The organism is Mesorhizobium sp. M1399, from assembly GCF_040317735.1.
Classification (GTDB): Bacteria; Pseudomonadota; Alphaproteobacteria; order Rhizobiales; family Rhizobiaceae; genus Mesorhizobium.
Genome location: NZ_JAMYKZ010000017.1, coordinates 1 through 26,038 on the forward strand (window position 1 = coordinate 1; position 26,038 = coordinate 26,038).

21 protein-coding genes and 3 pseudogenes are annotated in these 26,038 nt (G+C 62.6%); 10 read left to right on the forward strand and 14 right to left on the reverse strand.

All coding sequences use genetic code 11. From position 1 onward, the window contains the following. A pseudogene (locus tag NKH05_RS25705) lies at window positions 1-312 on the forward strand (hypothetical protein); the annotation flags it as partial. A gap of 119 nt (window positions 313-431) precedes the next feature. Here the strand turns inward: NKH05_RS25705 and grpE are convergent. Further along, on the reverse strand, window positions 432-1,067 hold the full coding sequence (grpE, locus tag NKH05_RS25710) for a nucleotide exchange factor GrpE (protein WP_023675250.1): 636 nt from the start codon (window positions 1,065-1,067) through the stop codon (window positions 432-434). Between the two features lie 236 nt (window positions 1,068-1,303). On the opposite strand from grpE, the gene NKH05_RS25715 reads away from it, so the two are divergent. Continuing rightward, entirely contained in the window at window positions 1,304-1,507 is a 204-nt protein-coding gene (locus tag NKH05_RS25715) for a hypothetical protein (protein WP_023718943.1), read from the forward strand. A gap of 120 nt (window positions 1,508-1,627) precedes the next feature. After that, window positions 1,628-2,650 (forward strand): fatty acid desaturase, encoded by a 1,023-nt coding sequence (locus NKH05_RS25720; protein ID WP_023675248.1) that lies wholly within the window; start codon window positions 1,628-1,630, stop codon window positions 2,648-2,650. Between the two features lie 146 nt (window positions 2,651-2,796). On the opposite strand, the gene NKH05_RS25725 is transcribed toward NKH05_RS25720, so the two are convergent. The 6 genes from NKH05_RS25725 to cysG form a co-directional block, all read right to left on the reverse strand. After that, window positions 2,797-3,417 carry a DJ-1/PfpI family protein gene (locus NKH05_RS25725; protein WP_352483597.1) on the reverse strand — a complete coding sequence of 207 codons (621 nt, stop codon included), beginning with the start codon at window positions 3,415-3,417 and terminating at the stop codon, window positions 2,797-2,799. 137 nt (window positions 3,418-3,554) lie between these two features. Continuing rightward, window positions 3,555-4,091 carry a DUF934 domain-containing protein gene (locus NKH05_RS25730; protein ID WP_023718941.1) on the reverse strand — a complete coding sequence of 179 codons (537 nt, stop codon included), beginning with the start codon at window positions 4,089-4,091 and terminating at the stop codon, window positions 3,555-3,557. 215 nt (window positions 4,092-4,306) lie between these two features. Next, complete coding sequence (locus tag NKH05_RS25735; RefSeq protein ID WP_023718940.1) at window positions 4,307-5,071, reverse strand: phosphoadenylyl-sulfate reductase; 765 nt, start codon at window positions 5,069-5,071, stop codon at window positions 4,307-4,309. After that, complete coding sequence (locus tag NKH05_RS25740; RefSeq protein ID WP_352495494.1) at window positions 5,046-6,716, reverse strand: nitrite/sulfite reductase; 1,671 nt, start codon at window positions 6,714-6,716, stop codon at window positions 5,046-5,048. The genes NKH05_RS25735 and NKH05_RS25740 overlap by 26 nt, the downstream gene beginning before the upstream one ends. A 73-nt stretch (window positions 6,717-6,789) precedes the next feature. Further along, window positions 6,790-7,095 (reverse strand): DUF2849 domain-containing protein, encoded by a 306-nt coding sequence (locus tag NKH05_RS25745; protein ID WP_023718938.1) that lies wholly within the window; start codon window positions 7,093-7,095, stop codon window positions 6,790-6,792. Next, window positions 7,092-8,543, reverse strand: coding sequence for a siroheme synthase CysG (gene cysG / locus NKH05_RS25750; RefSeq protein WP_353026360.1), 1,452 nt, complete (start codon window positions 8,541-8,543; stop codon window positions 7,092-7,094). The genes NKH05_RS25745 and cysG overlap by 4 nt, the downstream gene beginning before the upstream one ends. 441 nt (window positions 8,544-8,984) lie before the next feature. Here cysG and NKH05_RS25755 point away from each other — a divergent pair, with 441 nt between their 5' ends. Next, a complete protein-coding gene (locus NKH05_RS25755) occupies window positions 8,985-9,434 on the forward strand; it encodes a baeRF12 domain-containing protein (protein ID WP_023718936.1) in 450 nt (149 codons plus the stop codon). A 420-nt stretch (window positions 9,435-9,854) separates the two neighbouring features. Here the strand turns inward: NKH05_RS25755 and NKH05_RS25760 are convergent. Continuing rightward, window positions 9,855-10,351: pseudogene (locus tag NKH05_RS25760) on the reverse strand (GNAT family N-acetyltransferase). A gap of 451 nt (window positions 10,352-10,802) precedes the next feature. On the opposite strand from NKH05_RS25760, the pseudogene NKH05_RS25765 reads away from it, so the two are divergent. The 4 genes and pseudogenes from NKH05_RS25765 to NKH05_RS25780 form a co-directional block, all read left to right on the forward strand. Further along, window positions 10,803-11,273 (forward strand): annotated as a pseudogene (locus NKH05_RS25765) (cation:proton antiporter domain-containing protein); the annotation flags it as partial. Window positions 11,274-11,450: 177 nt separating this feature from the next. Further along, entirely contained in the window at window positions 11,451-12,161 is a 711-nt protein-coding gene (locus tag NKH05_RS25770) for a hypothetical protein (RefSeq protein ID WP_353026362.1), read from the forward strand. Between the two features lie 78 nt (window positions 12,162-12,239). Then, the gene (locus tag NKH05_RS25775) at window positions 12,240-12,860 is read left to right on the forward strand and encodes a DUF488 domain-containing protein (protein ID WP_352742220.1); all 621 of its coding nucleotides are present in this window, start codon (window positions 12,240-12,242) and stop codon (window positions 12,858-12,860) included. A gap of 4 nt (window positions 12,861-12,864) precedes the next feature. Continuing rightward, a complete protein-coding gene (locus tag NKH05_RS25780; protein WP_352742222.1) occupies window positions 12,865-13,311 on the forward strand; it encodes a DUF488 domain-containing protein in 447 nt (148 codons plus the stop codon). Between the two features lie 267 nt (window positions 13,312-13,578). Here NKH05_RS25780 and NKH05_RS25785 read toward each other — a convergent pair whose 3' ends face one another. The 5 genes from NKH05_RS25785 to NKH05_RS25805 all read right to left on the reverse strand — a co-directional run bounded on the left by NKH05_RS25785 (window position 13,579) and on the right by NKH05_RS25805 (window position 19,504). Beyond that, window positions 13,579-14,331 carry an SDR family NAD(P)-dependent oxidoreductase gene (locus NKH05_RS25785; protein WP_352717420.1) on the reverse strand — a complete coding sequence of 251 codons (753 nt, stop codon included), beginning with the start codon at window positions 14,329-14,331 and terminating at the stop codon, window positions 13,579-13,581. A 60-nt stretch (window positions 14,332-14,391) separates the two neighbouring features. Continuing rightward, window positions 14,392-16,647, reverse strand: a complete 2,256-nt coding sequence (locus tag NKH05_RS25790) for a transglycosylase domain-containing protein (RefSeq protein WP_353026365.1) — start codon at window positions 16,645-16,647, stop codon at window positions 14,392-14,394. Window positions 16,648-16,938: 291 nt separating this feature from the next. Then, window positions 16,939-17,190 carry a hypothetical protein gene (locus NKH05_RS25795; RefSeq protein ID WP_352483601.1) on the reverse strand — a complete coding sequence of 84 codons (252 nt, stop codon included), beginning with the start codon at window positions 17,188-17,190 and terminating at the stop codon, window positions 16,939-16,941. Window positions 17,191-17,394: 204 nt separating this feature from the next. Beyond that, entirely contained in the window at window positions 17,395-18,015 is a 621-nt protein-coding gene (locus NKH05_RS25800) for a ribonuclease D (RefSeq protein WP_031193995.1), read from the reverse strand. Between the two features lie 103 nt (window positions 18,016-18,118). Beyond that, complete coding sequence (locus NKH05_RS25805) at window positions 18,119-19,504, reverse strand: M20/M25/M40 family metallo-hydrolase (RefSeq protein ID WP_352483602.1); 1,386 nt, start codon at window positions 19,502-19,504, stop codon at window positions 18,119-18,121. Window positions 19,505-19,949: 445 nt separating this feature from the next. On the opposite strand from NKH05_RS25805, the gene polA reads away from it, so the two are divergent. Further along, window positions 19,950-22,898 carry a DNA polymerase I gene (gene polA / locus NKH05_RS25810; protein ID WP_352643906.1) on the forward strand — a complete coding sequence of 983 codons (2,949 nt, stop codon included), beginning with the start codon at window positions 19,950-19,952 and terminating at the stop codon, window positions 22,896-22,898. 223 nt (window positions 22,899-23,121) lie between these two features. On the opposite strand, the gene NKH05_RS25815 is transcribed toward polA, so the two are convergent. Continuing rightward, window positions 23,122-23,526: a Fur family transcriptional regulator gene (locus NKH05_RS25815; protein WP_023721937.1), complete on the reverse strand. Its 405-nt coding sequence runs from the start codon at window positions 23,524-23,526 to the stop codon at window positions 23,122-23,124. A gap of 211 nt (window positions 23,527-23,737) precedes the next feature. Here NKH05_RS25815 and NKH05_RS25820 point away from each other — a divergent pair, with 211 nt between their 5' ends. Next, window positions 23,738-25,939: a caspase family protein gene (locus NKH05_RS25820; RefSeq protein ID WP_352847353.1), complete on the forward strand. Its 2,202-nt coding sequence runs from the start codon at window positions 23,738-23,740 to the stop codon at window positions 25,937-25,939. The last annotated feature ends 99 nt before the right edge of the window (window positions 25,940-26,038 follow it).

Genomic DNA, 26,038 nt, shown 5'->3' on the forward strand with positions numbered 1-26,038 from the left:
GCGAATGGTTCGAGGCCAAGACCCAGTTCGCCGTCGTCTTCGGCGAAAGGTTCGTCAGCCAATGACGAAACCGGCCTCGCGCACAGAATTCCTGACAGTTCCGGGCCACGCGATGTGCCGCACCGCTATACGGTCAAGCGTGGGCCGGCCCGGATGCTGTTCTTCTTCACGCCTGGCGGTTTCGAGGAACTTCTGAGGGCGACCAGTGTGCCCACCGCCGACAGGCGCATTCCTCCGGACGGCGAAGGAATGCCGGACATGGAGACATTCCCCGACGTGGTCCGCCGCTATGGCTGTGAACTGCTGAGCTGAGGGCAGGAAAGCCTGCACGGCGAACTGTTTGATCGCCCTGAAATCGGATAGGTTGGGGGCGGTCGATCATCCCTCACGCTTTGATGGCGGTTGCTGGCTAACGGAGCCCTACTCCCAGTTCACGCATCCTTCTCAGCCTGCTCGTTCACCGGCCCCGGCTCCACCGGCGCTTCGCTTGCCACATGCTTGGGGCCGCCCTTGGCGACGCCGACCATGGCCGGCCGCAGCACGCGCTCGCCGATCGAATAGCCGGGCTGCACGACCTGGACGACCGTGTTGGCCGGCACGTCGGGATTGGGCACCTCGAACATCGCCTGGTGGAAATTCGGATCGAATTTCTCCCCCTCGGGCTCGAGCTTCTTCACGCCGTGGCGCTCCAGCGCCGACAGCATGGCGCGCTCGGTGATCTCGACGCCGTCGATCAGCGCCTTGAAGCCGGCATCACCCGACGCCTTGGCCTCCTCCGGGATGGCATCCAGCGCACGGCGCAGATTGTCTGATACCGACAGCATGTCGCGGGCAAAATTGGCGACCGCATAGGCGCGCGCATCGTGGACGTCTCGGGCGGTGCGGCGGCGCAAATTCTCCATGTCGGCCGCCACGCGCAGCGCGCGATCCTTCAGCTCTTCGTTTTCCTTCAGTAGCCGCACAAGCGCTTCATAGTCGCCGTCGACGCCGCCTTCCCTTGGCTCCGCGGCAGCCTCGGTCTTCTCGGCTTCATCGGGCGCGCGTTCGTCTTTTGCCTGGTCGCTCATCGCCGTTTCCCGTCATTTTCAAATGGTGTGGATTTGCGCCCGATATCGAGGTTTAGCGGCCAAAAATCAAGGGGCAAGCGATACTGCAGCCGCTGTTGCGGCTCGATGGCGGACGGCGCAAACCTTTCGATTTAATTCAAACTTTACCGTAACCGCCGGCTTTGCTTGCCAGGCTACTACAATGCGGGAACCATTCCTCCCTTGGAAGAGTTTCGAAGCCGACACAGGATTTTGAGATGATGCCCCGCAGGAACGGCGAAAAACGCAACGGGCTCGCCGCCGATATCCGGCGCCAGCTCGGCACCGAAGCGACCAAGCGCTTTCTGCGCACCTTGCCGGCCTTCCGCACCGAGTCCGATATTCCCGACCGTCTGAAGGAATTGCTCGACCGCCTGGACGGCGTGGAAGCCAAGGTGGTCGCAGGCGGGCGCCGTCGGTAGGCGCCGTTGCCAGGGACGCGACCGGCAATTGTGGCCGGTTGCCATCGCGCGACGTTTACGCGCAGTAACTTTGCGTGATCTCCGTCTTGCGGCAGCGCCCTGCTCCGCCTATGTTTCATGATGAACATGATTTCCCCCGAAGCTGTGGCAAACAGCAAGCGCGCCTGGTTGAAAATCCTGTCGCGCTATAAAAAGCCCGACAGACGTCGCAGCGCTGTCGAACTCGCCATCACCCTCATCCCTTTCGCCACGTTATGGGCGCTGTCCTCGGCCGCCTATGCCTATGGCCATTGGTGGGGTCTGGTCCTCATCCTTCCGGCCGCCGGCTTTCTGGTGCGGATCTTTATGATCCAGCACGATTGCGGTCACGGCTCCTTCTTTGCCAATCGCTATGCCGACGACTGGATCGGCCGCGTCCTTGGCGTGCTGACGCTGACGCCCTACGATTGCTGGCGCCGCGCCCACGCAACCCATCACGCCAGCGCCGGCAATCTCGACGAGCGCGGCACCGGCGACATCAAGACACTGACCGTCGCCGAATACCGGCAACTGTCGTGGCGGGGCCGGCTCGCCTATCGCCTCTATCGCCATCCGCTGGTGATGTTCGGCCTTGGCCCGATATGGATTTTCATTTTCGAGCAGAGACTGCCCTTGGGCATGATGCGGGGCGGCCTCACCCCTTGGGTGTCGTCGATGTCCACCAACCTCGCCATCGCCGTCATCGCCGCTCTGCTCATCTGGTTCGTCGGCCCCGGCGCGTTCCTGGTCGTGCATCTGCCGATCGTCATTCTCGCCGGATCGGCCGGCATCTGGCTGTTCTACGTCCAGCATCAGTTCGAGGAAACGGAGTGGACAAAGGACTCCGAGTGGGAATTCCAGCACGCTGCCCTGCACGGCTCGTCCTATTACGACCTGCCACCGGTTCTGAACTGGATCACCGGCAATATCGGCGTCCACCATGTGCACCACCTCTCGGCCAAAGTGCCGTGTTACCGGCTTCCGGAAGTGCTGAGGGACTATCCGGAGTTGCGTGAGATCGGCCGCGTCACGCTTCTCGACAGCCTGCGCTGCGTCAAGCTGGCGCTATGGGACGAGAGCCGCAGCAAGCTGGTCTCGTTCCGCGAAGCGCGGATGGCCGTGTAGACGCACCGCCGCACCTAAAGCGCGTCGCGCTCGACCGGCCTCATGCGACGCGCTTTAAGTTCTTGTTTATGCATGCCGTTATCGCAAAACCGCTGCACACTTTTGCGCGACATGCATTAGGGGCGCGGCGGCTCCAAATTCCGAGCTTAAGCCGCCTGGCGTTGGTCGCGCATCAGGATCTCTCCCTGGCGGATCTCGGTGCCCAGCACTTTCAGACATTCGCGCATGAAGGCGGCAAGGCCCGGCCAGCCCTTGGCCGACACCAGATTGCCGTCGACATGGGCACCGGTCGGCGCAACATCGATATAGATGCCCCCGGCCAGCGTGACTTCCGGCTCGCAATATTGCAGCGCCGCGACTTCCCTGCCGCGCACCACGCCGTCGACCGCGATCAGGATCTGCACGCCGTGGCAGATGGTGAAGATCGGCTTGCCGGCCTCATGGAAATGCCGCACCAGCGCCTGCACGCGCTTGTCGATGCGGATATATTCCGGCCCGCGCCCGCCCGCCGCGTAGACGGCGTCGTATTCGGCCGGGTTGACCTCGGAAAACGTCTTGTTGAGGATGTAGTCGTGGCCGAGCTTTTCCGTATAGGTCTGGTGGCCTTCGAAGTCGTGCAACGAGGTCTTCAGGATGTCGCCGGCCTTCTTGTCGGGGCAAACGACATGGACCGTATGGCCCACCGCATGCATGGCCTGTTCAAAGACGAAAATCTCGTATTCCTCGCTGAACTCGCCAACGAGCATCAATATCTTCTTGCCAGCCATACCCGGTTCCTCCCTTCTGGCCACATTTATTCGGATCGCGAAATAATGGACCTATCCTAAGACGGGGACGGGCAAAATAAAAGATCGAATCGGCAATGTGGTCCGACCAGATCGTGCTTCTGGTCCCCTGGAGCAGATCAGCTGGCGCGCACCCGCCGCCAGGAATATTTCGGGCCTTTGGCCTCCGGCTTCACCGCCGGCTGGTAGAACAGCGGCAGTCCGCCGGTGCGGCCTTGCTCGAGCCGCTTCAGCAGCACCGGGTGCGAGATCTCGAATTCGTCGAAGCCGAGGCGCAGCATGTGCGGCAGCTGGTCGATAAGCACCTGCCCGGTGGCGCGCATGGCGCCGGTGAAATGGTAACGGCTGCGCAGCAATTCGCCCTTGGAGAACGAGCGGCCGTCATTGAACGCCGGGAAGGCCAGCGCCACCAGCGACAGCTGGTCGAGCAGGCCGGCGATCTTCTCGAGCTGATCGCCGGGCTGCAGCAGCACGCCGATGCGTTCCTTCGCCGACCGCCGCACCTCCCGATCGAGGCCGAGAAACGCCTGCAGCGGCAGGATGAAGCGGCCATTGCCGACCAGCGCCTCGGCGCTTTCGGCATGAACCCACTCGTCCTCGCAAAAACCATTCGGCGTCCACAGCCGGGTGGCGTTTTCCGCTATCAATTCGCTCATCAAGAAATTCCCAAGTCCACAAGGTTCTAAAGTGCAAAACACCTCAGGGGGTGTTGAGATTCAGGTCAGGCCGAGCCGGAGCCGAAGGCGGGCGCGAAGCGACCAAACTGCGTGGCTTCCGAGAACCGGAGCGGAGCGTACTTTTGGGTACGTGAGCGCCGGAAGCGCAGGAAGCCGCCGTTTGCAGGCCGGCATCACCTGAATATCAATATATCCTAAAGTGAGGCATCGGTCAGCGACTTCTCCAGCCCCGACAAATGGATGCCGCATTCGGTCTTGGCGTGCCCGGCCCAGCGGCCACTGCGCGCGTCGTCGCCCGGCTGCACCGGCTGCGTGCAAGGGAAACAGCCGATCGACAGATAGCCATAGGCGACGAGCGGGTTTTCACGCAGCGCATGTGCGCGCATGTAGCTGGCCTGGTCTGATGTCGTCCAGTGCGCCAGCGGATTGATGCGGATGCGCGAGCCGACCGCCTCGAACACCGGAAGCGCTGCCCGGGTCGCGGCCTGGAAGCGCTTGCGTCCGGTGAACCAGGCGCGGAACGGCTCGACGCCGCGCGCCAGCGGCTCGACCTTGCGCACGTCGCAGCAGGCGTCGGTATCGGTCTCGTTCAGATTGCCGGTCGGGTCGATCCTTGCCAGCGCCGCATCGTCGGGCCTGATCACCCGGATATCGGTCAACCCGAAATCGGCGACCAGCGCGTCACGATAGCCGAGCGTTTCCTCGAAATGCTTGCCGGTGTCGAGAAAGATCACCGGCAGCGTGCGGTCGATCTCCGCGATCATGTGCAGCAGCACCGCCGAATCCGCGCCGAAGGACGAGACGGCGGCGATTTCGCCGTGAAAGAATTCCCGGGCCGACCGCTCGATAATCTCCAGCGGCTTTAGATGGCCATAGAGCGCGTCGAGACCCGCCGCTTCGGCGGCGATGCCGGCCTCGACGTCGATGATCCGGTCAAGCGGCCTTGGTTTCGCCAGCATAGAGCGCCTCCTTGAACGGCGCGGGACCGACACGGCGGTAGGCGTCGATAAATCTTTCGTTTCTGTCCAGCCGAAGCCCGAGATAGGTCTCGACGATCTGCTCGATGGCATCGGTGATCTCTTCCGAACTGAAGCCGCGGCCGATGATCTCGCCGACCGAGGTGTTCTCGTCGGCCGAGCCGCCGAGCGTCACCTGGTAGAGCTCGGCGCCTTTCTTCTCGACGCCGAGGATGCCGATATGGCCGACATGGTGATGGCCGCAGGCATTGATGCACCCGGAAATCTTCAGCTTCAATTCGCCGATCTCGCGCTGGCGCTCCAGCGAGGCGAAGCGCCGCGAGATTTCCTGCGCCACGGGAATGGAACGCGCGGTTGCCAGCGCGCAATAATCGAGGCCGGGGCAGGAGATGATGTCGCTGATCAGGTTGGAATTGGCCGTCGCCAGCCCGATATCGACAAGCGTGTCATAGACCGCCTTGAGGTCGGCACGCGCCACATGCGGCAGGATCAGGTTCTGCTCGTGACTGACGCGCAGCTCGTCGAAGGAATATTTTTCGGCAATGTCTGCGACCGCTTCCATCTGGCTGTCGGACGCGTCGCCCGGCGTCTCGCCGATGCCCTTGAGCGAGATGGTCACCGCCGCATAGTCGGGATGGCGATGGGTGACCACATTCTGGTCAAGCCATTCGGAAAAGCTCTTCGAGTCGAGCCGGGCAAGCTTGACCGCCTCGTCGCCTTCCGGCCGGTCGACAAGCGCCGGCGGCGCGAAATAGGCGTCGATGGCGCGGATGTCTTCTTCCGGCAGCCTCAGCTCGGCGTCTTTCAACTCCTGCCATTCGGCCTCGACCTGACGGGTGATCTCCTCGACGCCGGTCTCGTGGACCAGGATCTTGATGCGCGCCTTGAACTTGTTGTCGCGCCGGCCATAGAGGTTATAGACGCGCAGGATCGCCGTGCAGTAGGACAACAGATCCGCTTCGGGCAGGAAGTCGCGGATCTTCTTGGCGACCATCGGCGTGCGGCCCTGGCCGCCGCCGACATAGACGGCGAAACCGAGGTCGCCGGCGGCGTTCTTCTTCAGATGCAGGCCGATGTCGTGCGTCTGGATGGCGGCGCGGTCGCGCTCGGCGCCGGTCACTGCGATCTTAAACTTTCGCGGCAGGAACGAGAACTCCGGATGCACCGACGACCATTGCCGCAGGATTTCGGCATAGGGGCGCGGATCGGCAACCTCGTCGGCGGCGGCGCCGGCGAAGTGGTCGGCGGTGACGTTGCGAATGCAGTTGCCGCTGGTCTGGATGGCGTGCATCTCGACGCTTGCCAGATCCGCCAGGATCGCCGGAATGTCCGACAGCGCCGGCCAGTTGAACTGGATGTTCTGGCGCGTCGTGAAATGGCCATAACCCTTGTCGTATTTGCGGGCGATGTGGCCGAGCATACGCAGTTGCTTGCTGTTCAGCGTGCCGTAGGGCACGGCGATGCGCAGCATATAGGCATGCAGCTGTAGATAGACGCCGTTCATCAGCCGAAGCGGCCGGAACTGGTCCTCGGTGATCTCGCCGGCAAGCCGCCGTGCGACCTGGTCGCTGAACTCGGCGACGCGGGCCTTGACGAAATCGTGGTCGAACTCATCGTAACGGTACATTTTCAGGTCTTTCCGGGCGCGTCCGCCCGTTATTTTCTTCGTTCGAGCACGATCGGGATCATGCTTGTGTCATCTATGCCGCGCGTGCGGCCTGCGGACGGGCCTGCTTGCCCAGATCGTGGCGGGTGGTCGGGCCGGCGGCACGGATCTTTTCGCGCAGCCGGACCGCCTCGACAGTGCCGTTGACCACAGTCACGTCGATCAGATTGACGTCGACCACCTCGTTGTCGGCGGAGGCCTTGGCGCCGATCGCCTCCAGCCGGTCCTCGGCCGCCTTGTCATGGGCGATGTCGGCATGGTCGATGATCTCGGCCCAGCCGCCATTGGCGTACCAGACGGCTATGCCGTCGGCGAGACGGTTCGCGGTCAGCACTTTCATTGGTTCACTCCTTCCGCGGCAGCACGGGCCACGCTGTCCTGCCTGTGTGCGGCCAGCGGCTCGGACCGTTCGAAATTGGCGCCGGCGACGGCGTCGCCGATGATCGTCATCACCGGGCCGCTGAGGTCGGCGCGCGCCTCCAGCGACGGCAGGTCGGCGAGCGTGCCGTGGAAACGGCGGCGGTTGGCAAGACTGGCATTCTCGACCACGGCGACGGCCGTGTCCGGCGACAGGCCGGCTTCGATCAGCCGGCCGGCGACCTCGGCGGCGACCGAGCGCCCCATATAGACGGCGACCGTCGCGCCCGAAATGGCGAGCTTTGCCCAATCGGGCAGCGAATTTCCCTTGAGGTCGTGGCCGGTGGTGAACACCATCGACGACGACACGCCGCGCAACGTCAGCGGCAGTTCGAAATCGGCGGCGGCGGCGAAGGCCGCGGTGACGCCCGGAACCACTTCGTAGGCGACGCCGGCATCGCGAAGTGCCGCCATCTCCTCGCCGGCCCGGCCGAACACCAGCGGGTCGCCGGACTTCAGCCGCACGGCGCGCTTGCCGGCGTGGCCAAGCTCGACCAGCAGCGCATTGATCTCGGCCTGGCTCTTGGAATGGCAGCCCTTGCGCTTGCCGACCGGCAGGCGTTCGGCATCGCGGCGGCCCATGGCGACGATGGCCTCCGGCACCAGCGCGTCATGGACGATCACGTCGGCTTCCATCAGCAGGCGATGGGCGCGCAGCGTCAAAAGGTCCTCGGCGCCGGGACCGGCGCCTACAAGCGCGATATGGCCCGATGCCGGTTCGTTCGAAAGCAGCAGGCCGACGGCGGCATCATGCGCCTGCGAAAGCTCGCCGGCCTCCACGGCACGGGCCGGCGCGCCGCCAAAGAAATCGCTCCAGAAGCGGCGGCGGGCATTGCCCTTCGGCAGCAGCTTTTCGGCGGCGCCGCGAAACGACGCGGCAAGTGCCGCTAGCGGCCCGAGCGAGGGCGACAGCATGCGGTCGATGCGGCTGCGCAGCATCTGCGCAAGCACCGGGCCGGCACCTTCCGTGCCGATGGCAATGGCGACCGGCGCGCGGTTGACCAGTGCCGGCGTGAAGAAATCGCAGAGCTCCGGCCGGTCGACGGCATTGACCGGAATGCCCAGCCGGCGCGCATCCCCGGCAACGCGGCGGTCGAGCGCCTCATCGCCGCTGGCGGCAAACACCATCACCGCACCATTGAGATGTGCTGCATTATAGGCGTCGGCAATGTGGGTGGCGCCCGTCTCGGCGATGCAGGCCAGCAGATCGGCGCTTGCGGCATCGCTGACGATGCGCAGCACAGCGCTCGACTGAGCGAGCAGCCGCGCCTTGGCCAGCGCTTCCTCGCCGCCGCCGACGATGGCGACGGCTTCGCCCTCGACCCGCATGAAGACGGGAAAGGCATTGAGCTTAGGCTTGGCTTGCGGCATGACGAGCGGAATCCTGGAACCGTTTGCCAGTTCTACGCGGGGGCGCGAAAAACCAGAAGGCACCCACTCGCGCATCGCTTCGTAGCAGGCAATCTCTTTTCTGCAAGCATAACGGTCAAGAGAAAAATATTCCACATTCAGATGCGGAGCGGATTGAAGCTGCTGTTGCGGCCCTTGATCCGCTGCCTTTCTAGCGGCTTGCCGAGCCAGCCACAAAACAGATTTTTCCAATTTCTACCAATTTAGTAGATTAAAGCCGCCGCATGCCAGCCGAGCCATCAAAGACAGCCTGGCGCTCTCGCCGGCTCCTGTCGGAGATACCGGGTCCGAGTACCGGAACATTCACGCCTCGGCACGCGTTTGCTCTATAGGGCCAAGCCCGGTCATGCCCCTGCGGCAAAGGCCCGGCTATGGGCTTGAAAAATCAAAAAGGAGCGCCCCATGAGCAACGTCAGACTGAAACGCGGACTGTGGATCGTGGTGGCAGATGGCGAAAAGGCGCTGTTCCTCGAGAACCGTGGAGACGTCCAATATCCCGACCTTCAGGTCGTGCACGAGATGGAGCAGGAAAATCCGGCAACCCGAGAGCAAGGCACGGACCGCCCCGGCCGCTACAGCGACGGCCCTTCCGTCCACCGCAGTGCGGTCGAGGACACCGATTGGCACCGCCTCGGCAAGGAGCGTTTTGCCGACGAGATTGCCGACCGGCTCTACAAGCTCGCGCATCGCGGCACCTTCAAGGAGATCGTGCTGATCGCACCGCCGCCAGTGCTGGGCGACATGCGCCGGAAACTGCACAAGGAGGTCACCGACAAGATAACGGCCGAAATTCCAAAGACGCTGACCAACCACAGCATACCCGATATCGAGAGCCTGCTGCAGGCGACCTGATCGGGCATCGGCGGTGCGTACATTCCTTATTGATCGTGAGGCTGAAGCAGCCCAGGGCAATCGCATCAGGTTTGTGCTGCCCCTCACCCTTACCCATTCCGGGGCGAGCCGCTTGTCTCGCCCGTCCTTCGGCCCCCCGTGAAAGACGGGGAGAGGGGGTTGCCAGCGTTGCGTCCAAGCCCCTTCTCCCTGTCACTTACGGGGAGAAGGTGCCGGTAGGCGGATGAGGGGCAGCGTTCCGCCCTCCCACCCCGACGCAAGGGTGAGGAGAGAAACACAAGGCGGCACGTTCACCCTCCAAGCCTCGCTCCGGAAGATCTCGAAATGGGCCTCCTTCGCCACGTTCCAATCGGTTCAAAGCTGACCGGGGGCCGGATCACGGCGACAAAACGTACTGTCGGTCGGGATGCGCCAGCATCGTCATTGACCGTCGAGCATCACGGCCATGCAGATGGTGTCGACATAGCGACCATCAATGCAAACGCTACGCCTGAGGACACCTTCCGTAACGAAACCAGTTTTTTCATACAGCGTTATGGCCCGGCTATTATCGGCGTGCACGAGAGTTCAACGCGAACGAAGTTTTCTTGCAGAGCCTTTTCTAAGGCGGCGGTGATAAGGCGACGGCCCAATCCTTGTCCACGAAAACCGGGTATGATTCCCATCGCTAAACTTCCGCGATGAGCGTGGGATGGAAAGAAATGGCGGGTGATGTCGCACCATCCCACAACGCGGTCTCCTTCCGTCGCCACGATATGCGGGTTTCGCTGCTTAATCATATTCAAAACGAAATCGCGTGTCTCAGGAAGCGGGAACGCTTCAAGCATGGTCAGGTATTTTCGCTCCCGCGCGACAACGTCGAGAGCCGCATGGAAACTCTCAATGTGCTCTGCGGCCGTATTGGCGATTTCAACCATACTTCCTCCAAGGTTCTCCGCTTTCCCAAAGTCTTTGTCGAAGATTGTCTCATCCGCAAGCGCCCGGCTTCAAAAACGCCTGTGGCGCAGTAGGAGGCTGCCACGATCTGACAGGACACGGGTTGGCGAATCGTGCCTGATGCGTCGCACCCATCTTCCATCCCGAGGACCGCTTCGGTCTGCTAACGGATGAATCCCAGTTCTATCAATGCACAATTAACAGCGTCTGCCTGCGCGAACGGGATAAGCCCTTTTCCGTATCAATCGCCTGCCTGGAGCAGGCCGCGCCGGGTGGCAACGCTTGCCGGCTCTCCGTCTTTTGCTGCCTTGTCATCGATTTCATGGGGATTGCGGGTTGTCTCGCGACTGTCCCAGCCTCCATACTGCCAAGGCGGCGGCTTTTGGACGGCGCATATCCGACATCGCGATTCCTGAAGGCGCTCCATAGACAATGCCGCATGACACGCCCCTTATCGCCACCATCGTCGCCGGTCTGGGGCTGGCTTTCGTCTTCGGCGCACCTGCCAACCGTTTTCGCGTGCCGCCGCTGGTAGGCTATCTCATCGCCGGCGTTCTGGTTGGACCGAACACGCCGGGTTTCGTCGCCGATGCCGGCCTCGCCAATGAACTTGCCGAGATCGGCGTCATCCTGCTGATGTTCGGCGTCGGCCTGCATTTCTCGCTGAAGGACCTGTTGTCGGTCCGCGCCATCGCCGTGCCCGGCGCCATTGTGCAGATCGGCTTCGCGACAGCCCTCGGCGCCGGCCTTGCCTGGATGCTCGGCTGGTCGATCGGTGCGGGACTGGTCTTTGGCCTGGCGCTTTCCGTGGCCTCGACCGTGGTGCTGTTGCGCGCCCTGCAGGAGCGGCGGCTGATCGAGACCGAGCGCGGCCGCATCGCCGTCGGCTGGCTGATCGTCGAAGGCGCGCGCAGAAATCTTCCAAGGAAGAATCGTGAAAAAGCCGGTTGGTGACGCCGGACTTGTACGGCCCGTGTCTAAAAAATAGAACGGTTGATAATAGGAAGGGAGCCAAAGAAGCGTAGCCTCATGGACTTTAACTCTGTTAGGAAGAGGTAGTATTTTCCGCGGGAGGGGATGATGACTACTTATGAGATCATTGTGACTGATGTAACTCGCTATGGCACGCTCTACTGCGTCGCTGGCTGGGATCGGATCAGAGGCGGCATGATCCGACCCGAACCATCCGGTGCTATCGCCGCGAATGAGCCTTCAAGGTTTTGGGACGGGCAACATGCGGGACCTAATAGAACGTTTGCGGTAGGCAATATCGTAAGGTTTGACGCAAACGCGCCGGCTGCCAATTTTCAATTCCCACATGCGACGGAAGACCGAATTTTAGTCGCAGGACAACCAATTATGTTGTTGGCGCAACAAACGGTGGCCCAAACCGCTCAAGCCGTAGCAGGAGGAATATCGCCGACGCTCGAAGCCGCCTTTAACAACGGCTTGATAAGGGCCGCGTCCAATAAGGCGCACGTACCCATCGGTTACAACGGGCGGTCCCTAGGAGCGATTGAAATAGCACCTAACCAAATTCAGTTTTATGTCCAGTCGTTTGATCCTGCAAAGCCGCAGCTGCGATCTAGGATTACCGTTGGAAACAACCTGTATGATCTTTCAGTGCCTGCTGACGCCGCCAAAAGCCGCTGGCAGGGTCAAGGCTTAGCCGGTTTGCAAGCCGATGCTCAGGCCAGCATGCGCATTCATGTGCGGGTTGGATTGTCACGGCCTTTCGCAGCGATGCCAAACTCGTGCTATTCACAGGTCAATGGCCTATATTTCCTGTAAGAGTCTGGTGCCTGTGCGGGAACGGCACTGGCTGAATCCATTCGGTAATGTGAAGGCATCTGAAAAAGAAGCGATCTGATGACTGACCAACTAGAGGTGCTTACGATTGGGCATTCGACACTGACTTATGAGCGGCTGCTTCACCTATTGCGGCAAGCGTCGGTAACGGCGGTTGCCGACGTGAGGTCCGCGCCGTACTCTCGCCATTTCCCTCACTTTAATCGTGACTCTCTTAGAAAGGAGTTGGCTCTGGACCAGATAGAATACAGGTTCGTGGGCGAAGCGCTCGGAGGCAGACCGACAAATACAGGATTCTTTTGTGAAGGCGTTGCTGACTATGAGAAGATGGCAAAAGCGCCGAACTTTGAACGGGGATTAGCGCTCATAGCTGAAGGGGCAAAGAAGCATCGCATTGCGATGATGTGCTCGGAGCATGATCCGCTTGATTGCCACCGATGCTTGCTGGTTGGCCGAGCATTGAACGACCGAGGCTTAGCCGTCAGACACATCCTTTCCAACGGACAAATTATCGGCCAATCCGATATTGAATCCAAGTTGCTGGAACTCGCAGGAGCGACAGATGACGATCTTTTTGATCCGAGCCACAAACGACTCGCGTTCGCGTACAGGCAAAGGGCTATGAAGGTTGCATATGTGGATACAAAGCTAGTCTCAGGGAAATCCTTGGCTGCGGAGTAATATATTGGATAATATAGAAGTCTCGACGATCGGTTTTACAAAATCGACAGCGAAAAATTTCTTCGAAAGATTGAAAAAATCCGGTATAAAGAAGGTAATTGACGTACGCCTTCATAATACATCACAGCTTTCTGGGTTTGCGAAGGCAGATGATCTTTCATATTTTTTGAAAGAAGTTTGTCATGCCGAATATGTTCATGTACCGATGCTGGCACCAACCGACAACATACTCAAAGCCTACAAGAAAGATAAGGGTGATTGGTCTGAATATGAGAGATTATTTCTGAAACTCATATCAGAAAGACAGATTGAAAAACGCCTTAAGCCGGACCTGTTTCATGGGACATGTCTCCTGTGCTCCGAGGCCACTCCGCATCATTGCCACCGCAGATTGGTTTGCGAATACTTGAATGAGAAATGGGGCGGCTCGCTAACCGTTCGCCATCTATAGTGGCGCTGTCGAAGCGCCTTGATTAGTCGCCATTCAAATGCTGGGGCGGCTCCGCCCGCGTCTGCACTCAAACTCAAACATAAGTCCTGTCGCCTTGGTGCTGCGCGTGAGGGTGGCTGATAGACATTCAAGGTCGCCGAGACTCCAGCCCGTGGTTCAAGGATGAGTGCCGATCATCTGCATTCAACAGGGAACTTGCGTATGGTCGGCAGCGCGTCCCTCAACCTCTCCCCCAGGGCAGCGTCAACGATTGATCAAACCAACCGCTCAAACGTGCTGGCCGCCGTTGATGTGGATTTCTGAGCCGGTCACGTAGGACGCCTGCTGCGAGCACAGGAAGAAGATGATGTCGGCGACTTCCGCCGTGGTGCCTAGCCGTCTCAGCGGGATGGTCCCGACGATTTTTTCCGTGCCCGGCGACAGGATCGCGGTGTCGATCTCGCCCGGCGCAATCGCGTTGACGCGAATGCCGTGCGGGCCGAAATCATGCGCCATCTCGCGTGTCAGCGAGCCGAGTGCCGCCTTCGAGGTCGCATAGGCGGTGCCGGCGAAAGGATGCACGCGGGTGCCGGCGATCGAGGTGACGTTGACGATCGAACCCTTGGCCGACGCCAGCTCCTTGAACAGGCCCCGCGCCAGCATGATCGGCGCGAAGAAATTCACCTGGAAGACGTCGCGCCAGACATGCATCGGCGTGTCGATCGAGTTCATGCGGCTGTTGCCGTCCTTGAGCTTCGGCGAGATGCCGGCATTGTTGACCAGCGCGTGCAACTGCCCGCCATGCGCCTCCAGCCGGTGGCGGATCTCGGAGATGGCGATGCCGACATCTTCCTGGTCGGCGAGGTCGACCTTGATGTGGTCTTCCGGGCCGGCCGGCCACGGGCAGTCCTCGGCAAAGGCCTGGCGCGAGCAGGTGATGACGCGCCAGCCTTCACGTGAAAAGCGCTTGACCGTGGCATGGCCGATGCCGCGGCTGGCGCCGGTCAGCACGATGGTCTTTCTGGTGTCGGGTTCAGCCATGTCGCGTCTCCAAGCGGGAGATGTAGCGGAACGCGGCAGCGGTGGCGAGGGGCCTGTCGTTCAGCCGCCTGTCAGAATGTCCAGGATCGAGGTCTGCCGCTTCTTGACCGGGCCGCCAACTTCGCCGGGCGGCACCGGATGCTTGATCGATCCGGTGGCACTGTCGACGCCCGGCATGGCAAGGCCGCCGGCATCGACCGTCTCAGCAGGGCGCACGGGACGCGAAGCGGGCTGCGTAGCTGCCGCAGGCGGCGCCGATTGGCCAACGGACGCGACCGGCGCCGGCGGTGCCGTGTCGGCCGGTATCTCGTCCGGGACGACGGTGTCGGGCGGCGTCGATTTCCAGGTTCCGGGCAGCGGCCGCACCGGCACGCCCTCATGCGCGGCGACCATGAACTCGTGCCAGGCCTGCGCGGGCAAGGCGCCGCCGGTGACCTTCTTCATCGCGCTGCCGTCATCATTGCCGAACCAGACGCCGGTGGTCAGGTTGGCGGTATAGCCGATGAACCAGGCGTCGCGCGAGTTCTGGCTGGTGCCGGTCTTGCCGGCCGCCGGCCAGGCGAACGCCGCCTTCCTGGCCGTGCCGATCTCGACCGTGCCGGTCATCATCGAGTTCATCATGCCGACGACATCGGGCTTGACGACGCGCGGCGCACCGCCGCCATTGTTTTCGTAGAGCACCTTGCCGTCGCTCGTCGTGACGCGGCGGATGAAATGGATGTCGGGCTTATAGCCGCCATTGGCGAAGGGAACATAGGCCGACGTCAGTTCCAGCGGCGTCACTTCCGAGGTGCCCAGCGCGATCGAAGTGTTGGCCGTCAGCTCGGACTGGATGCCCATGCGGTGCGCCGCCTCGACCACCGCATTCGGTCCGACTTCCATGGTCAGCTGCGCGGCCACCGAGTTCAGCGATTTTGCCAGCGCCGTCGCCAGCGTCACCTTGCCGAAATATTTGCCGCCGTAATTGTCGGGCGTCCAGTTGCCGATCTTGATCGGCGCGTCATTGCGCACGCTGTCCGGCGTACGGCCGGATTCCAGCGCCGCCATATAGACGAACGGCTTGAACGCCGAGCCCGGCTGGCGGCGCGCTTCCGAGGCGCGGTCGAACTGGCTGGTCGAATAATCATAGCCGCCGACCATGGCGCGCACCGCGCCGGAATTGTCGATCGACACCAGCGCGCCCTGGCTGACATTGAGCTTCTTGCCGCTCTGGTCGATCAGCCGGCGGATCGATTGCTCGGCGAGCTTCTGCAGCGTCAGATCGACGGTCGTGTCGACGACGATGTCGCGGCGCACGTCACCGATCAGGTCGGGCAGTTCTTCCATGATCGTATCGGCGACATAGTTTTCCGAGCCGGTCCAGTAGGACGGCGCGCGCGTCGCCGGCGCGCTCATCGCCGTGGTCATCTCCTTGGCGCTTATCTTGCCCTCGTCGCGCATCGCGGCGAGCACCAGCTGCGAGCGCTGCTCGGCCGCCTTTGGGTCGCGTGCCGGCGACAGCCGCGACGGCGCCTTGAGCAGACCGGCGAGAAGTGCCGCCTCCGACAGCGTGACGTCGCGCGCGCTCTTGCCGAAATAGCGGCGCGAGGCCGCTTCGACGCCATAGGCGCCCGAGCCGAAATAGACCCGGTTGAGGTACATTTCGAGGATCTGGTCCTTCGTATGCTTGTGCTCGAGCCACAGCGCCAAAAGCACTTCCTGCACCTTGCGTTCCAGCGTGCGGTCCGGCGTGAGGAACAGGTTCTTGGCCAATTGCTGGGTCAGCGTCGAGCCGCCCTGCGAAAAATGCCCGCCGAGCACATTGGTCACCATGGCCCGGGAAAGGCCGATCGGATCGATGCCGAAATGCGAATAGAAGCGGCGGTCTTCGATGGCGATGACGGCCTCGGGAATATAGGGCGACATTTCGTGCAGGCCGACGGCCTCGCCGCCGCTCATGCCGCGATTGCCAAGCAGCTGGCCGTCGACCGAGACGATCTTGATGTTGGGCGCGCGGTCGGGAATGGCCCAGGTGGTGGCCGCCGGCATCTTCGCGCCGTAGTAGACGACGATGCCGGCAGTGGCGATGCCGCCCCAGATGGCCAGCACGAAGCACCAGTAGAACAGCCGGCCGAGCACGCCGAACAGGCCGCGCCGGCCTTTGCCGCGCCCGCCACGCGACGGCTTGGCCTTGGACGATTTGCGCTTTGCAGTAGAGGCGTTACGGTTGCTCGGCACGACGCGGTCCTCCTCGCTCACCGAAAAACCCGCCGAGGACCTCGCCCCCGGCGATGTCTCGAAGCTGGGTTCGATGCGACTGTCTTTCCGGTTCGCCATGCGCTGTGCTGTCTTCCCCATGCCTATGGCGTTCGGGTTGAAGACTAGATGCGGCGATTTAAGGGCGGGTTAAGTCGGGAAAAATCGAAGTAAACTGTATTCAATCACTTGCGAAGCACGCGCGGCCCGCGACAGTGCCAAAGCCGAAACGAAAAAACCCGCCTCGGCGGGCGGGTCGTTGGCGCCAATAAGCACCATAGCGGGATTAATAGCATAGCTGCCGGCACAAAGCAAGAACAAAATACGCTTCGCCTCAGAATAATCACTTCAGTTCGACGGTTGCGACCACCCTCAGTCGTCCGCGTCCGGGTCGTCGGAGGCGGGCCGCCAGCTGATCGGTTCGATCTTCTTTTGCGTATGGCCGTCCGTATAGGCCCACCAGCCGGCGTCGCTTTCGTCCCAGTCGCCGCCGGCCGCCTTCAGCCGGTCGAGCGAACGGTATTGCGCGATGCTTTCGTTCATCACGCCGTCCCTATCCTGCCAGTAGACGGTGACCTTGGAACCGTCCTTGGGTGCCGTTTCGATCGGTTTTCGCGCAGCCATTTCCATTCCTCCCGGTGAAGCGAACGGAGCGCCGGGACAAGCGCCCTCGGTTCCTGGCCGATGGCCTTTATGAGAATTCGCTCCGGCGAGACATATGGCGTGGTTTTCGAGAACCGGAGCGCAGCGGACATTTGGGTCCGTGAGCACCGGAAGCGGAGAAAACTGCGCCAGATGGCCGCCGGAGTAGAATTATCATGAAGGCCATTAGCTGTGGGCGAAGATATCCTCCTCATCCCAGCCCATCAGGTCGAGTTTCGCACGCGTCGGCAGGAAGCGGAAGCAGGCATCGGCCTCCCTGGTCCGGTTGTCGCGCGCCAGCCGCGCGCTCAGCACGTCGCGCAGCCGGTGCAGGTAGAGCACGTCGGAGGCGGCATATTCGAGCTGCTCGGGCGACAGCGTCTCGGCCGCCCAGTCCGAGGATTGCTGCGCCTTCGACAGGCCGACCCCGAGAAGCTCGAAGCAGATGTCCTTCAGCCCGTGCCGGTCGGTGTAGGTGCGCGTCAGCCGCGACGCGATCTTGGTGCAGAACACCGGCTCCGGCATGACGCCAAAGGCGTTGTAGAGTACGGCGAGATCGAAGCGGCCGTAGTGGAAGAGCTTGGTGATGCTGCGATTCTTCAGCAGGCTGACGAGGTTCGGCGCCTTCCTCTGGCCGGGCGCGATCTGGATGACGTCGGCCGAGCCGTCGCCCGGTGAGATCTGCACGACGCAGAGCCGGTCGCGATGCGGGTTCAGCCCGAGCGTCTCGGTGTCGATAGCGACCGCCCCGACATCGTAATGCAGCAGGCCGGGCAAATCGTTTTTGTGGAAACGTATGTCGCTCATCGTCTTCTCCGGTCGCGGCCCCGTGCAGCGATACGCGACGGGCCGTGCCCGTCCTTGCCGTGATCCGGTGAAAAATCAACACAAAGTTGATTGTGACGCAATTTCAGCGTGTCAGCGCCTCGAGAATGCGCGCCCAGGAGCGCTGGCCCTTGTGGAAAGAGCTCATCTCGTACTTCTCGTTCGGCGAGTGGATGCGGTCGTCGTCAAGACCGAAACCGACCAGCAGCGATTCCATGCCGAGATAGGTCTGGAAATCGCCGACCACCGGGATCGAGCCGCCGCTGCCGGTCACCACCGCCGGCTTCGGCCACTCGTCGGACAGCGCCTGCTTGGCCTTGGCGAGAAAGGGCGAGTCGTAGGAAAGCTGGATCGCCGGCGAGGCGCCGTGCGGATGGAATTCAACCGAGCAGTCGGCCGGAACGCGCTGCCTGACGAATGCCTGGAAGGCGGCGCGGATTTTTGCCGGATCCTGTTTGTGGACGAGGCGGAAGGAGACTTTTGCCGAGGCTTGCGCGGCGATCACCGTCTTGAAGCCCTTGCCGGTATAGCCGCCGATGATGCCGTTGAACTCGGCCGTCGGGCGCGCCCAGGTCAGTTCGAGCACCGAGCGGCCCTTTTCGCCGGACGGAATCGACAGGCCGATCGGGCCGAGGAAGGTCTCGGCGGTCTCGCCCAGCGACAGCCACGACTGCAATATCTGCGAGGGCGTTTCCTCGACGCCGTCATAGAAACCCGGAATGGTGACGTGACCATCCTCATCGTGGATGTCGGCCAGGATTTTTGCCAGGATGCGGATCGGATTGGCGGCCGCACCGCCATACAGCCCGGAATGCAGGTCGCGGTCGGCGGCCGTCACCGTGATCTCCTCGCCGACCAGCCCGCGCAGCGAGACGCAGATCGACGGCGTATCGCGGTCCCACATGCCGGTGTCGCAGACCAGCGCGAAATCGGCCTTGAGCTCGTCCGCATTCGCCTCGAGAAACGGTTTCAGCGACGGCGATCCGGACTCCTCCTCGCCCTCGAACAGGATCGTGATTCGGCACGGCAATCCGCCATGCACCTGCTTCCACGCGCGGCAGGCCTCGACGAAGGTCATCAGCTGACCCTTGTCGTCGGCCGCGCCGCGGCCGGTGATCACCTTGTGGCCGGGCTCGATCTCCTTGACCGCCGGCGCGAACGGGTCGCTTTCCCACAACTCGATCGGATCGATCGGCTGCACGTCGTAATGGCCGTAAAACAACAGATGCGGCGCGCCGGCTGGCCCGTCGTGATGCGCGACCACCATCGGATGCCCTGGCGTGTCGCGCACGCTGGCGTCGAAGCCGATCAACTTGAGTTCGGCGACCAGCCATTCGGCGGCCTTGCGGCAGTAGGCCGCGTAGTCCGGATCGGTGGAGATCGACTTGATACTGAGCAGGCCGAACAGGCGTTCCAGGCTCTGGTCGAAGTTCTTGTCGAGGCGGTCGAGGACAGGGGAAACTGCGGACATAGGCGGGCCTTTCGATTCTGGCGGCGAATCTAGAGCCCATGCGGCCAAACGGAAAGCCCGCGAACGTTGGGCCACGGGCAGGATCGGGTCGAAAGGCAAAAAAATGCCGCCGTGGTGGAGGGGGAACCACGGCGGCCTTACTCGAAACGATGCGGCAGCCCGGAGAGGGGGGATAGGCTGCCGCAAGTGTCCGGGATAGGCGGGGGACGGGCCTTGCTCCGGACTTCGGCGAAAACTGCCGATGGCGTTTATCTGTGTCTGCGAACGTGGCGATTCAAGGGCACAAAAATTACACTTTCGTAACATAGGCGTGAGCGAACAAAGCTCCGGCCAAGCCCTCATGGGTCGGCCGATCTCGCGCCATTTGTCAGGGTGTTGCCGGAACGCTTGCCACAAGCCGCCTTTGGCATGGACCGCGGCGCTGCGCCGCGCTATCCCTCGTGCCATGAAAAAAGGCGATCATCTCTTCCTTATCGACGGCTCCGGCTACATCTTCCGCGCCTATCACGCACTGCCGCCGCTGACGCGCAAGTCCGACGGGCTGCCGACCAGTGCCGTGCTCGGCTTCTGCAACATGGTCTGGAAGCTGACGCAGGACGCCCGCAACACCGATGTCGGCATCGTGCCGACGCATTTCGCCGTGATCTTCGACTATTCGTCGAAAACCTTCCGCAACGACCTCTACCCCGAATACAAGGCCAACCGCTCGGCGCCGCCGGAAGATTTGATCCCGCAATTCGGCCTGATTCGTCAGGCGACCAGGGCCTTCAACCTGCCATGCATCGAAACGGAAGGCTACGAGGCCGACGACCTGATCGCCACCTATTGCCGGCTTGCCTGCGAAGCCGGCGCCGACACCACCATCATCTCTTCCGACAAGGATTTGATGCAACTGGTTGGCCCAACGGTTGCCATGTACGACCCGATGAAGGACCGCCAGATCGGCGTTCCCGAGGTGATCGAGAAGTGGGGCGTGCCGCCGGAGAAAATGATCGACCTGCAGGCGCTGACCGGCGATTCGGTCGACAATGTGCCAGGCGTGCCCGGCATCGGGCCGAAGACGGCGGCGCAATTGCTCGAACAGTTCGGCGACCTCGATACGCTGCTCGCCCGCGCCGGCGAGATCAAGCAGGACAAGCGGCGCGAATCGATCATCGCCAACGCCGACAAGGCGCGCATTTCGCGTGATCTGGTGACGCTGAAGAACGACGTGCCGGTGACCGAAGGGCTTGACGAATTCGTGTTGCACGCGCCGGACGGTCCCAGGCTGATCGGCTTTCTCAAGACCATGGAATTCTCGACGCTGACCCGCCGCGTCGCCGAAGCGACCGGAACCGACGCGGGCGACGTTGCGGCCACTGCCGTCACGATAGAGCGTGCCGATACCGCGCATGGCCCCGATATGGGTTTTGGCGTGCCCGCGGCCGCCGAGAGCGCACCCCCGTCGGACGAAGCGGCTTCCGAAGTCCCGGCCGAAGCCAAGCAAGGCGACACCCCATCGCTGCTTTCGGCGCTTCGCCTGGAGGCTGCGACCGCCCGCAAGATCGACACCGGCGCCTACGCCTGCATCCGCGACGCCGCGACGCTGAAGGCCTGGATCGCCGAGGCGATGGAGAGAGGCATCGTCGCCTTCGACGTTAAGGCCTCCTCGCCCGATCCGATGCGGGCCGAACTGATCGGCCTTGCCATGGCCGTCGCGCCTGGCCATGCCGCCTACGTGCCGCTTGCCCATAAAAACGGCAATGGCGACCTGCTCGGCGGCGGCGCGGTCGACAACCAGATCTCGATCCGCGACGCACTAGCGTTGCTCAAGCCGCTGCTCGAGGACAAATCTGTCCTCAAGATCGTGCACGACATGAAATACCGCCTCGTCGTCATGAGCCGTCATGGCATCGAGATCGGCCCCTATGACGACACCATGCTGATCTCCTACGTGCTCGAGGCCGGCACCCATGGTGGCCATGGCCTGGAGGCGCTGGCCGATAAATGGCTCGGCCACGCGACCATTCCGCTGAAGGAACTGGCCGGTTCGGGAAGAAACTTCGTCGGCCTCGATCAGGCCGACCTCGGCAAGGCGACGGCTTACGGCGCCGAGCACGCCGACGTCGCGCTCAGGCTCTGGCAGGTGCTGAAGCCACGCCTTGCCGCCAAGGGCCTGGTCTCGGTCTATGAACGGCTGGAACGGCCGCTGGTGCCAGTCCTGGCACGGATGGAACAACGCGGCATCTCCGTCGACCGGCAGATCCTGTCGCGGCTCTCCGGCGAACTGGCACAAGGTGCGGCGCGGCTCGAGGACGAGATCTACCAGCTGGTCGGCGAGCGCATCAACATCGGCTCGCCAAAACAGCTCGGCGACATCCTGTTCGGCAGGATGGGCCTGCCCGGCGGTTCGAAAACCAAGACCGGCCAATGGTCAACCTCGGCGCAGCTTCTCGAAGACCTCGCCGCCGAAGGCCACGAATTGCCGCGCAAGATCGTCGATTGGCGCCAGCTGACCAAGCTGAAATCGACCTATACCGATGCCCTGCCCGGCTTCATCCATCCCGACACCAAGCGCGTCCACACCTCCTACGCGCTTGCCGCGACGACGACCGGCCGGCTGTCGTCCTCGGATCCCAATCTGCAGAACATCCCGGTGCGCACCGTCGAGGGGCGAAAGATCAGGACGGCCTTCATCGCCGACAAGGGCAACAAGCTGGTTTCCGCCGACTACAGCCAGATCGAATTGCGCGTGCTCGCCCATGTCGCCGAAATCCCGCAGCTCAAGCAGGCCTTCGCCGACGGCGCCGACATCCACGCCATCACCGCCTCGGAAATGTTCAACGTGCCGGTCGAGGGCATGCCTTCGGAAGTGCGCCGCCGTGCCAAGGCGATCAATTTCGGCATCATCTACGGCATTTCGGCCTTTGGCCTCGCCAACCAGCTGTCGATCGCACGCGAAGAAGCCGGTGACTACATCAAGAAATATTTCGAGCGCTTCCCCGGCATCCGCGACTATATCGACGCCACCAAGGCCTATGCGCGCGAGCACGGCTTCGTCGAGACCATCTTCGGCCGCCGCATCCACTACCCGGAGATCAGATCGTCAAACCCCTCGATCCGGGCGTTCAACGAGCGCGCCTCGATCAACGCACGCCTGCAGGGCACCGCCGCCGACATCATCCGTCGCGCCATGATCCGCATGGACGAGGCGCTGGAGAAGGCGAAGCTTTCCGCCCGCATGCTGCTGCAGGTGCATGACGAACTGGTCTTCGAGACGGCCGAAGCCGAGGTCGAGGCGACGATTCCCGTCGTCTGCCACGTCATGGAGAACGCCGCCATGCCGGCGGTATCGATGTCGGTGCCGCTGCACGTCGACGCCCGCGCCGCCAACAACTGGGAAGAGGCGCATTAGGGCGGGGCCGATCAACTGCAATCTGTAGCGATTCGTCGCGCCCCCCTCTGTCCTGCCGGACATCTCCCCCACGAGGGGGGAGATTGGCAGCTTGGGCGCTGCGCACCATCGATTGGAAGTGGCAAACGCCGGGATGTTAGCCGATCTCCCCCCATGTGGGGGAGATGTCCGGCAGGACAGAGGGGGGCGCTGTCCCGCCAGCATCTCGCGGCTTAGTAAGCCCTCAAGCCGCCTCAGCCAAACACTTCGCACAGGTGCCGCGGAACTCGATCACCGCCTTCTTGGCGGCGAAGCCGGTCGAGCGCACCCATTCGTCGAGCCGGTGGCCGACATCGTGGTCGGAGAACTCGGTCACCTGGCCGCAGCTGTCGCAGATGGCAAACGCCGTCATCGAATGGCTGTGGTCGTGCGGCTCGGCACAGGCGACGAAGGAATTGAGGCTTTCGAGCCTGTGCACGAAGCCGGACTTCACCAGCGTGTCGAGCGCCCGATAGACCTGCAGCGGTGCACGAAAACCGCGCTCGCGCAATTGGTCGAGCAACGTATAGGCGCTGAGCGGCCCGCTGGCGGCCTCGAGTTTCTCGAGAACGCAAAGCTGGTTCTTCGTCAGTACATCCCTTGCCGCCATGATCCCGTTCCAAGCCGCTCCGTGCCGATCACTGCCAGTTCGCATGCAATTCGACCTCTTGCACTGAGATAGCGACGAACTGCTATTTTTGCTACTGTTTCTATTCGCAGCCGGTGGTCGGCTGGCCGGCGGCGCCATATTCAAAATACTGACAAAATCGTCAGCCAGGCTGGCTGTGCTTGGAAATTCGATCGGGCTTGGGGAAGCAACCATGATCAAAGTGACGCGGCGGACGCTGCTTGCCGGCACGTCTGCGCTGGCCGCTGCCGGCCTGGTGCCGTTTCGGGCATTCGCAGCGGCGCGCACCTACCATGCGCTGCTTGTTGCCTGCACCGATTACCCGAACCTGCCGAAGAAAAACTGGCTGATCGGACCGAAAAACGATGCCGGCCTGGTGCGCGATTACCTCCTGGGGAACACGCCCGCGCCGGTAAAATTCCTGGCCGAAAACGTCACGCTGCTCGCCAAGGATGTCGAAGGCGCCAACGGACCGCCGACACATGCGGCGATCAAGGCAGCACTCGCCGACCTTGCCGCCAAGGTCCAGCGTGATGATTTCGTCTATCTGCATTTGTCCGGTCACGGCGCGCAACAGCCCGCGGCGACCAAGGGCGACGAGACCGACGGCCTCGACGAAATTTTCTTGCCGTCCGACATCGACAAATGGGTCAACCGCGAACAGGGCGTGCCCAATGCGCTGGTCGACAACGAGATCGGCACCGCGCTCGACGCCATTCGCGACAAGGGCGCCTTTATCTGGGCCGTGTTCGACTGCTGCCATTCCGGCACGGCGACGCGCGCCGCCGAGGTCGACGACGAGCTGGAACGCAAGGTCGAGTTCGCCGATCTGGTCGGCGGCGACGATGCTGCCAGGGCGGCTGCGGTGAAAGCCTATGACGGGATTGCGTCGGCCGCGCCGCGCGGCTTTGACGAGGACGGGCAGCGCAAGCCGGCCTTCAAGCTGGCGCCGACCGGCGCCGAGCCGACCACCAAGGGTAGATTGGTCGCCTTCTACGCGGCGCAGACGGTGGAGACGACGCCTGAGATGCCGCTGCCCAGGGGCACGGCCGATGCGCCGCGTTTCGGGCTGTTCACCTTCACCATCCTGTCGAAACTGGCCGAGAACCCCAACATCACCTACCGCCAACTCGGTCAGTCGGTGCTGCAGCAATATTCGGCGGACGGCCGCACCCGGCCAACGCCGCTGTTCGAGGGAGAACTCGACGCACGCGTCTTCGGCACCGACAAGACCGATGCGGTCATGCAATGGCCGATCGTCGTCAAGGACGACAAAGCCACCATCGGCGCCGGACTGCTGCATCGCCTCACCCCCGGCAGCAAGCTGGCAATCTTGCCGTCGGCGCTGTCGCCGCTGTCCGAGGCGCTTGGTTATCTCCAGGTGCGATCGGCAAAGAACCTGGAGAGCCGGGTCCAGCCGGTCGAGTTCGGCGGCAAGCCGGCGCTCAAGCTGGCTGACATCCCCGCCAATGCCTATGCCCGGCTCGCCGAGCTCGCCGTCGACTACAAGCTCGTGGTCGCGCGGCCGGCAGCGGCCAAAGGCCTCGAGAAAGAGGCTGCGCTGGCGAACTCGGTTCTCGACGATCTGGCGGCCAGGGAGAACTCAGGGTTCCACATCGCGCTGGTCGAGCCGGGCAAGAGCGCAGATCTGCGTCTCGCCGTGCTGCGCGAGAATGCCATTGCCGGCGCCGCAGAAGACGCCACCGACGCGCCGGCGCTGTGGTTCCTGCCAGCTTCGGGCGACATGACGCTCAAGGATGGCAGCAAGCCGCCGCTGATCGTCATTCATCCGGACGGCCGCGAAAAGCTGATCGACGCCGCGGCCAGGAACCTGACGAAAATCTTCCGCGCCATCGGCCTGTCGAGGCTGGCCGCCGCTTCGGATTATCGGCCGGAAGAGGTCGACGTCGAGTTCCGGATCAAGCGTCTGGACAGTGACGCGCTGCAGCCTATCGAGCCGTCGACGGTGCCGCGTGTTTCGCCCGACGATCAGGTGCATGTGCTGGTCTGGAACGGCTCGACCAACCTGGTTGACATCAACGTGCTCTATGTCGGCTCCGACTATTCCATCCAGCATTTTCTTGCCGAGCGCCTGACCGAGGGCGCCGTGCTCGAGGAAGGCCTGTTCAAATTCACCGACACCAGCTTCGGCATGGAGCAGATGATCGCCGTCTTGACCGAGGCGCCGCCGCAGAGCGAGAAGCAGGACCTGAGCTTCCTGGCGCAAGCGGGGGTTGTCTCGGTAACGCGCGGACTGGGACAGCCAAGTTTCTCCGATATGCTGGCCGATATCGGCATGGCGCCGGCGACGCGGTCGGCCATGCGGCTCACCGACGACAAGGCATCGAAGGGCGCCGTGATGATCTTCCCGATGGAGACGGTGCCGCGCGCCTGAGGCGGGATCAAGCGCCCGGCCAGGCCTCTTGCCTGATCGGCTGATAATGAACATTCTTCGACCGCCGCTGTCGGCGGCCGAACGGAACGGATGAGGGCG

What these genes read in the sequence shown, in the direction of transcription:
- grpE (WP_023675250.1), bottom strand. Translation starts at nt 1,067, where the DNA reads ATGAGCGACCAGGCAAAAGACGAACGCGCGCCCGATGAAGCCGAGAAG.
- NKH05_RS25715 (WP_023718943.1), top strand. Translation starts at nt 1,304, where the DNA reads ATGATGCCCCGCAGGAACGGCGAAAAACGCAACGGGCTCGCCGCCGAT.
- NKH05_RS25720 (WP_023675248.1), top strand. Translation starts at nt 1,628, where the DNA reads ATGAACATGATTTCCCCCGAAGCTGTGGCAAACAGCAAGCGCGCCTGG.
- NKH05_RS25725 (WP_352483597.1), bottom strand. Translation starts at nt 3,417, where the DNA reads ATGGCTGGCAAGAAGATATTGATGCTCGTTGGCGAGTTCAGCGAGGAA.
- NKH05_RS25730 (WP_023718941.1), bottom strand. Translation starts at nt 4,091, where the DNA reads ATGAGCGAATTGATAGCGGAAAACGCCACCCGGCTGTGGACGCCGAAT.
- NKH05_RS25735 (WP_023718940.1), bottom strand. Translation starts at nt 5,071, where the DNA reads ATGCTGGCGAAACCAAGGCCGCTTGACCGGATCATCGACGTCGAGGCC.
- NKH05_RS25740 (WP_352495494.1), bottom strand. Translation starts at nt 6,716, where the DNA reads ATGTACCGTTACGATGAGTTCGACCACGATTTCGTCAAGGCCCGCGTC.
- NKH05_RS25745 (WP_023718938.1), bottom strand. Translation starts at nt 7,095, where the DNA reads ATGAAAGTGCTGACCGCGAACCGTCTCGCCGACGGCATAGCCGTCTGG.
- cysG (WP_353026360.1), bottom strand. Translation starts at nt 8,543, where the DNA reads ATGCCGCAAGCCAAGCCTAAGCTCAATGCCTTTCCCGTCTTCATGCGG.
- NKH05_RS25755 (WP_023718936.1), top strand. Translation starts at nt 8,985, where the DNA reads ATGAGCAACGTCAGACTGAAACGCGGACTGTGGATCGTGGTGGCAGAT.
- NKH05_RS25770 (WP_353026362.1), top strand. Translation starts at nt 11,451, where the DNA reads ATGACTACTTATGAGATCATTGTGACTGATGTAACTCGCTATGGCACG.
- NKH05_RS25775 (WP_352742220.1), top strand. Translation starts at nt 12,240, where the DNA reads ATGACTGACCAACTAGAGGTGCTTACGATTGGGCATTCGACACTGACT.
- NKH05_RS25785 (WP_352717420.1), bottom strand. Translation starts at nt 14,331, where the DNA reads ATGGCTGAACCCGACACCAGAAAGACCATCGTGCTGACCGGCGCCAGC.
- NKH05_RS25790 (WP_353026365.1), bottom strand. Translation starts at nt 16,647, where the DNA reads ATGGCGAACCGGAAAGACAGTCGCATCGAACCCAGCTTCGAGACATCG.
- NKH05_RS25795 (WP_352483601.1), bottom strand. Translation starts at nt 17,190, where the DNA reads ATGGCTGCGCGAAAACCGATCGAAACGGCACCCAAGGACGGTTCCAAG.
- NKH05_RS25800 (WP_031193995.1), bottom strand. Translation starts at nt 18,015, where the DNA reads ATGAGCGACATACGTTTCCACAAAAACGATTTGCCCGGCCTGCTGCAT.
- NKH05_RS25805 (WP_352483602.1), bottom strand. Translation starts at nt 19,504, where the DNA reads ATGTCCGCAGTTTCCCCTGTCCTCGACCGCCTCGACAAGAACTTCGAC.
- polA (WP_352643906.1), top strand. Translation starts at nt 19,950, where the DNA reads ATGAAAAAAGGCGATCATCTCTTCCTTATCGACGGCTCCGGCTACATC.
- NKH05_RS25815 (WP_023721937.1), bottom strand. Translation starts at nt 23,526, where the DNA reads ATGGCGGCAAGGGATGTACTGACGAAGAACCAGCTTTGCGTTCTCGAG.
- NKH05_RS25820 (WP_352847353.1), top strand. Translation starts at nt 23,738, where the DNA reads ATGATCAAAGTGACGCGGCGGACGCTGCTTGCCGGCACGTCTGCGCTG.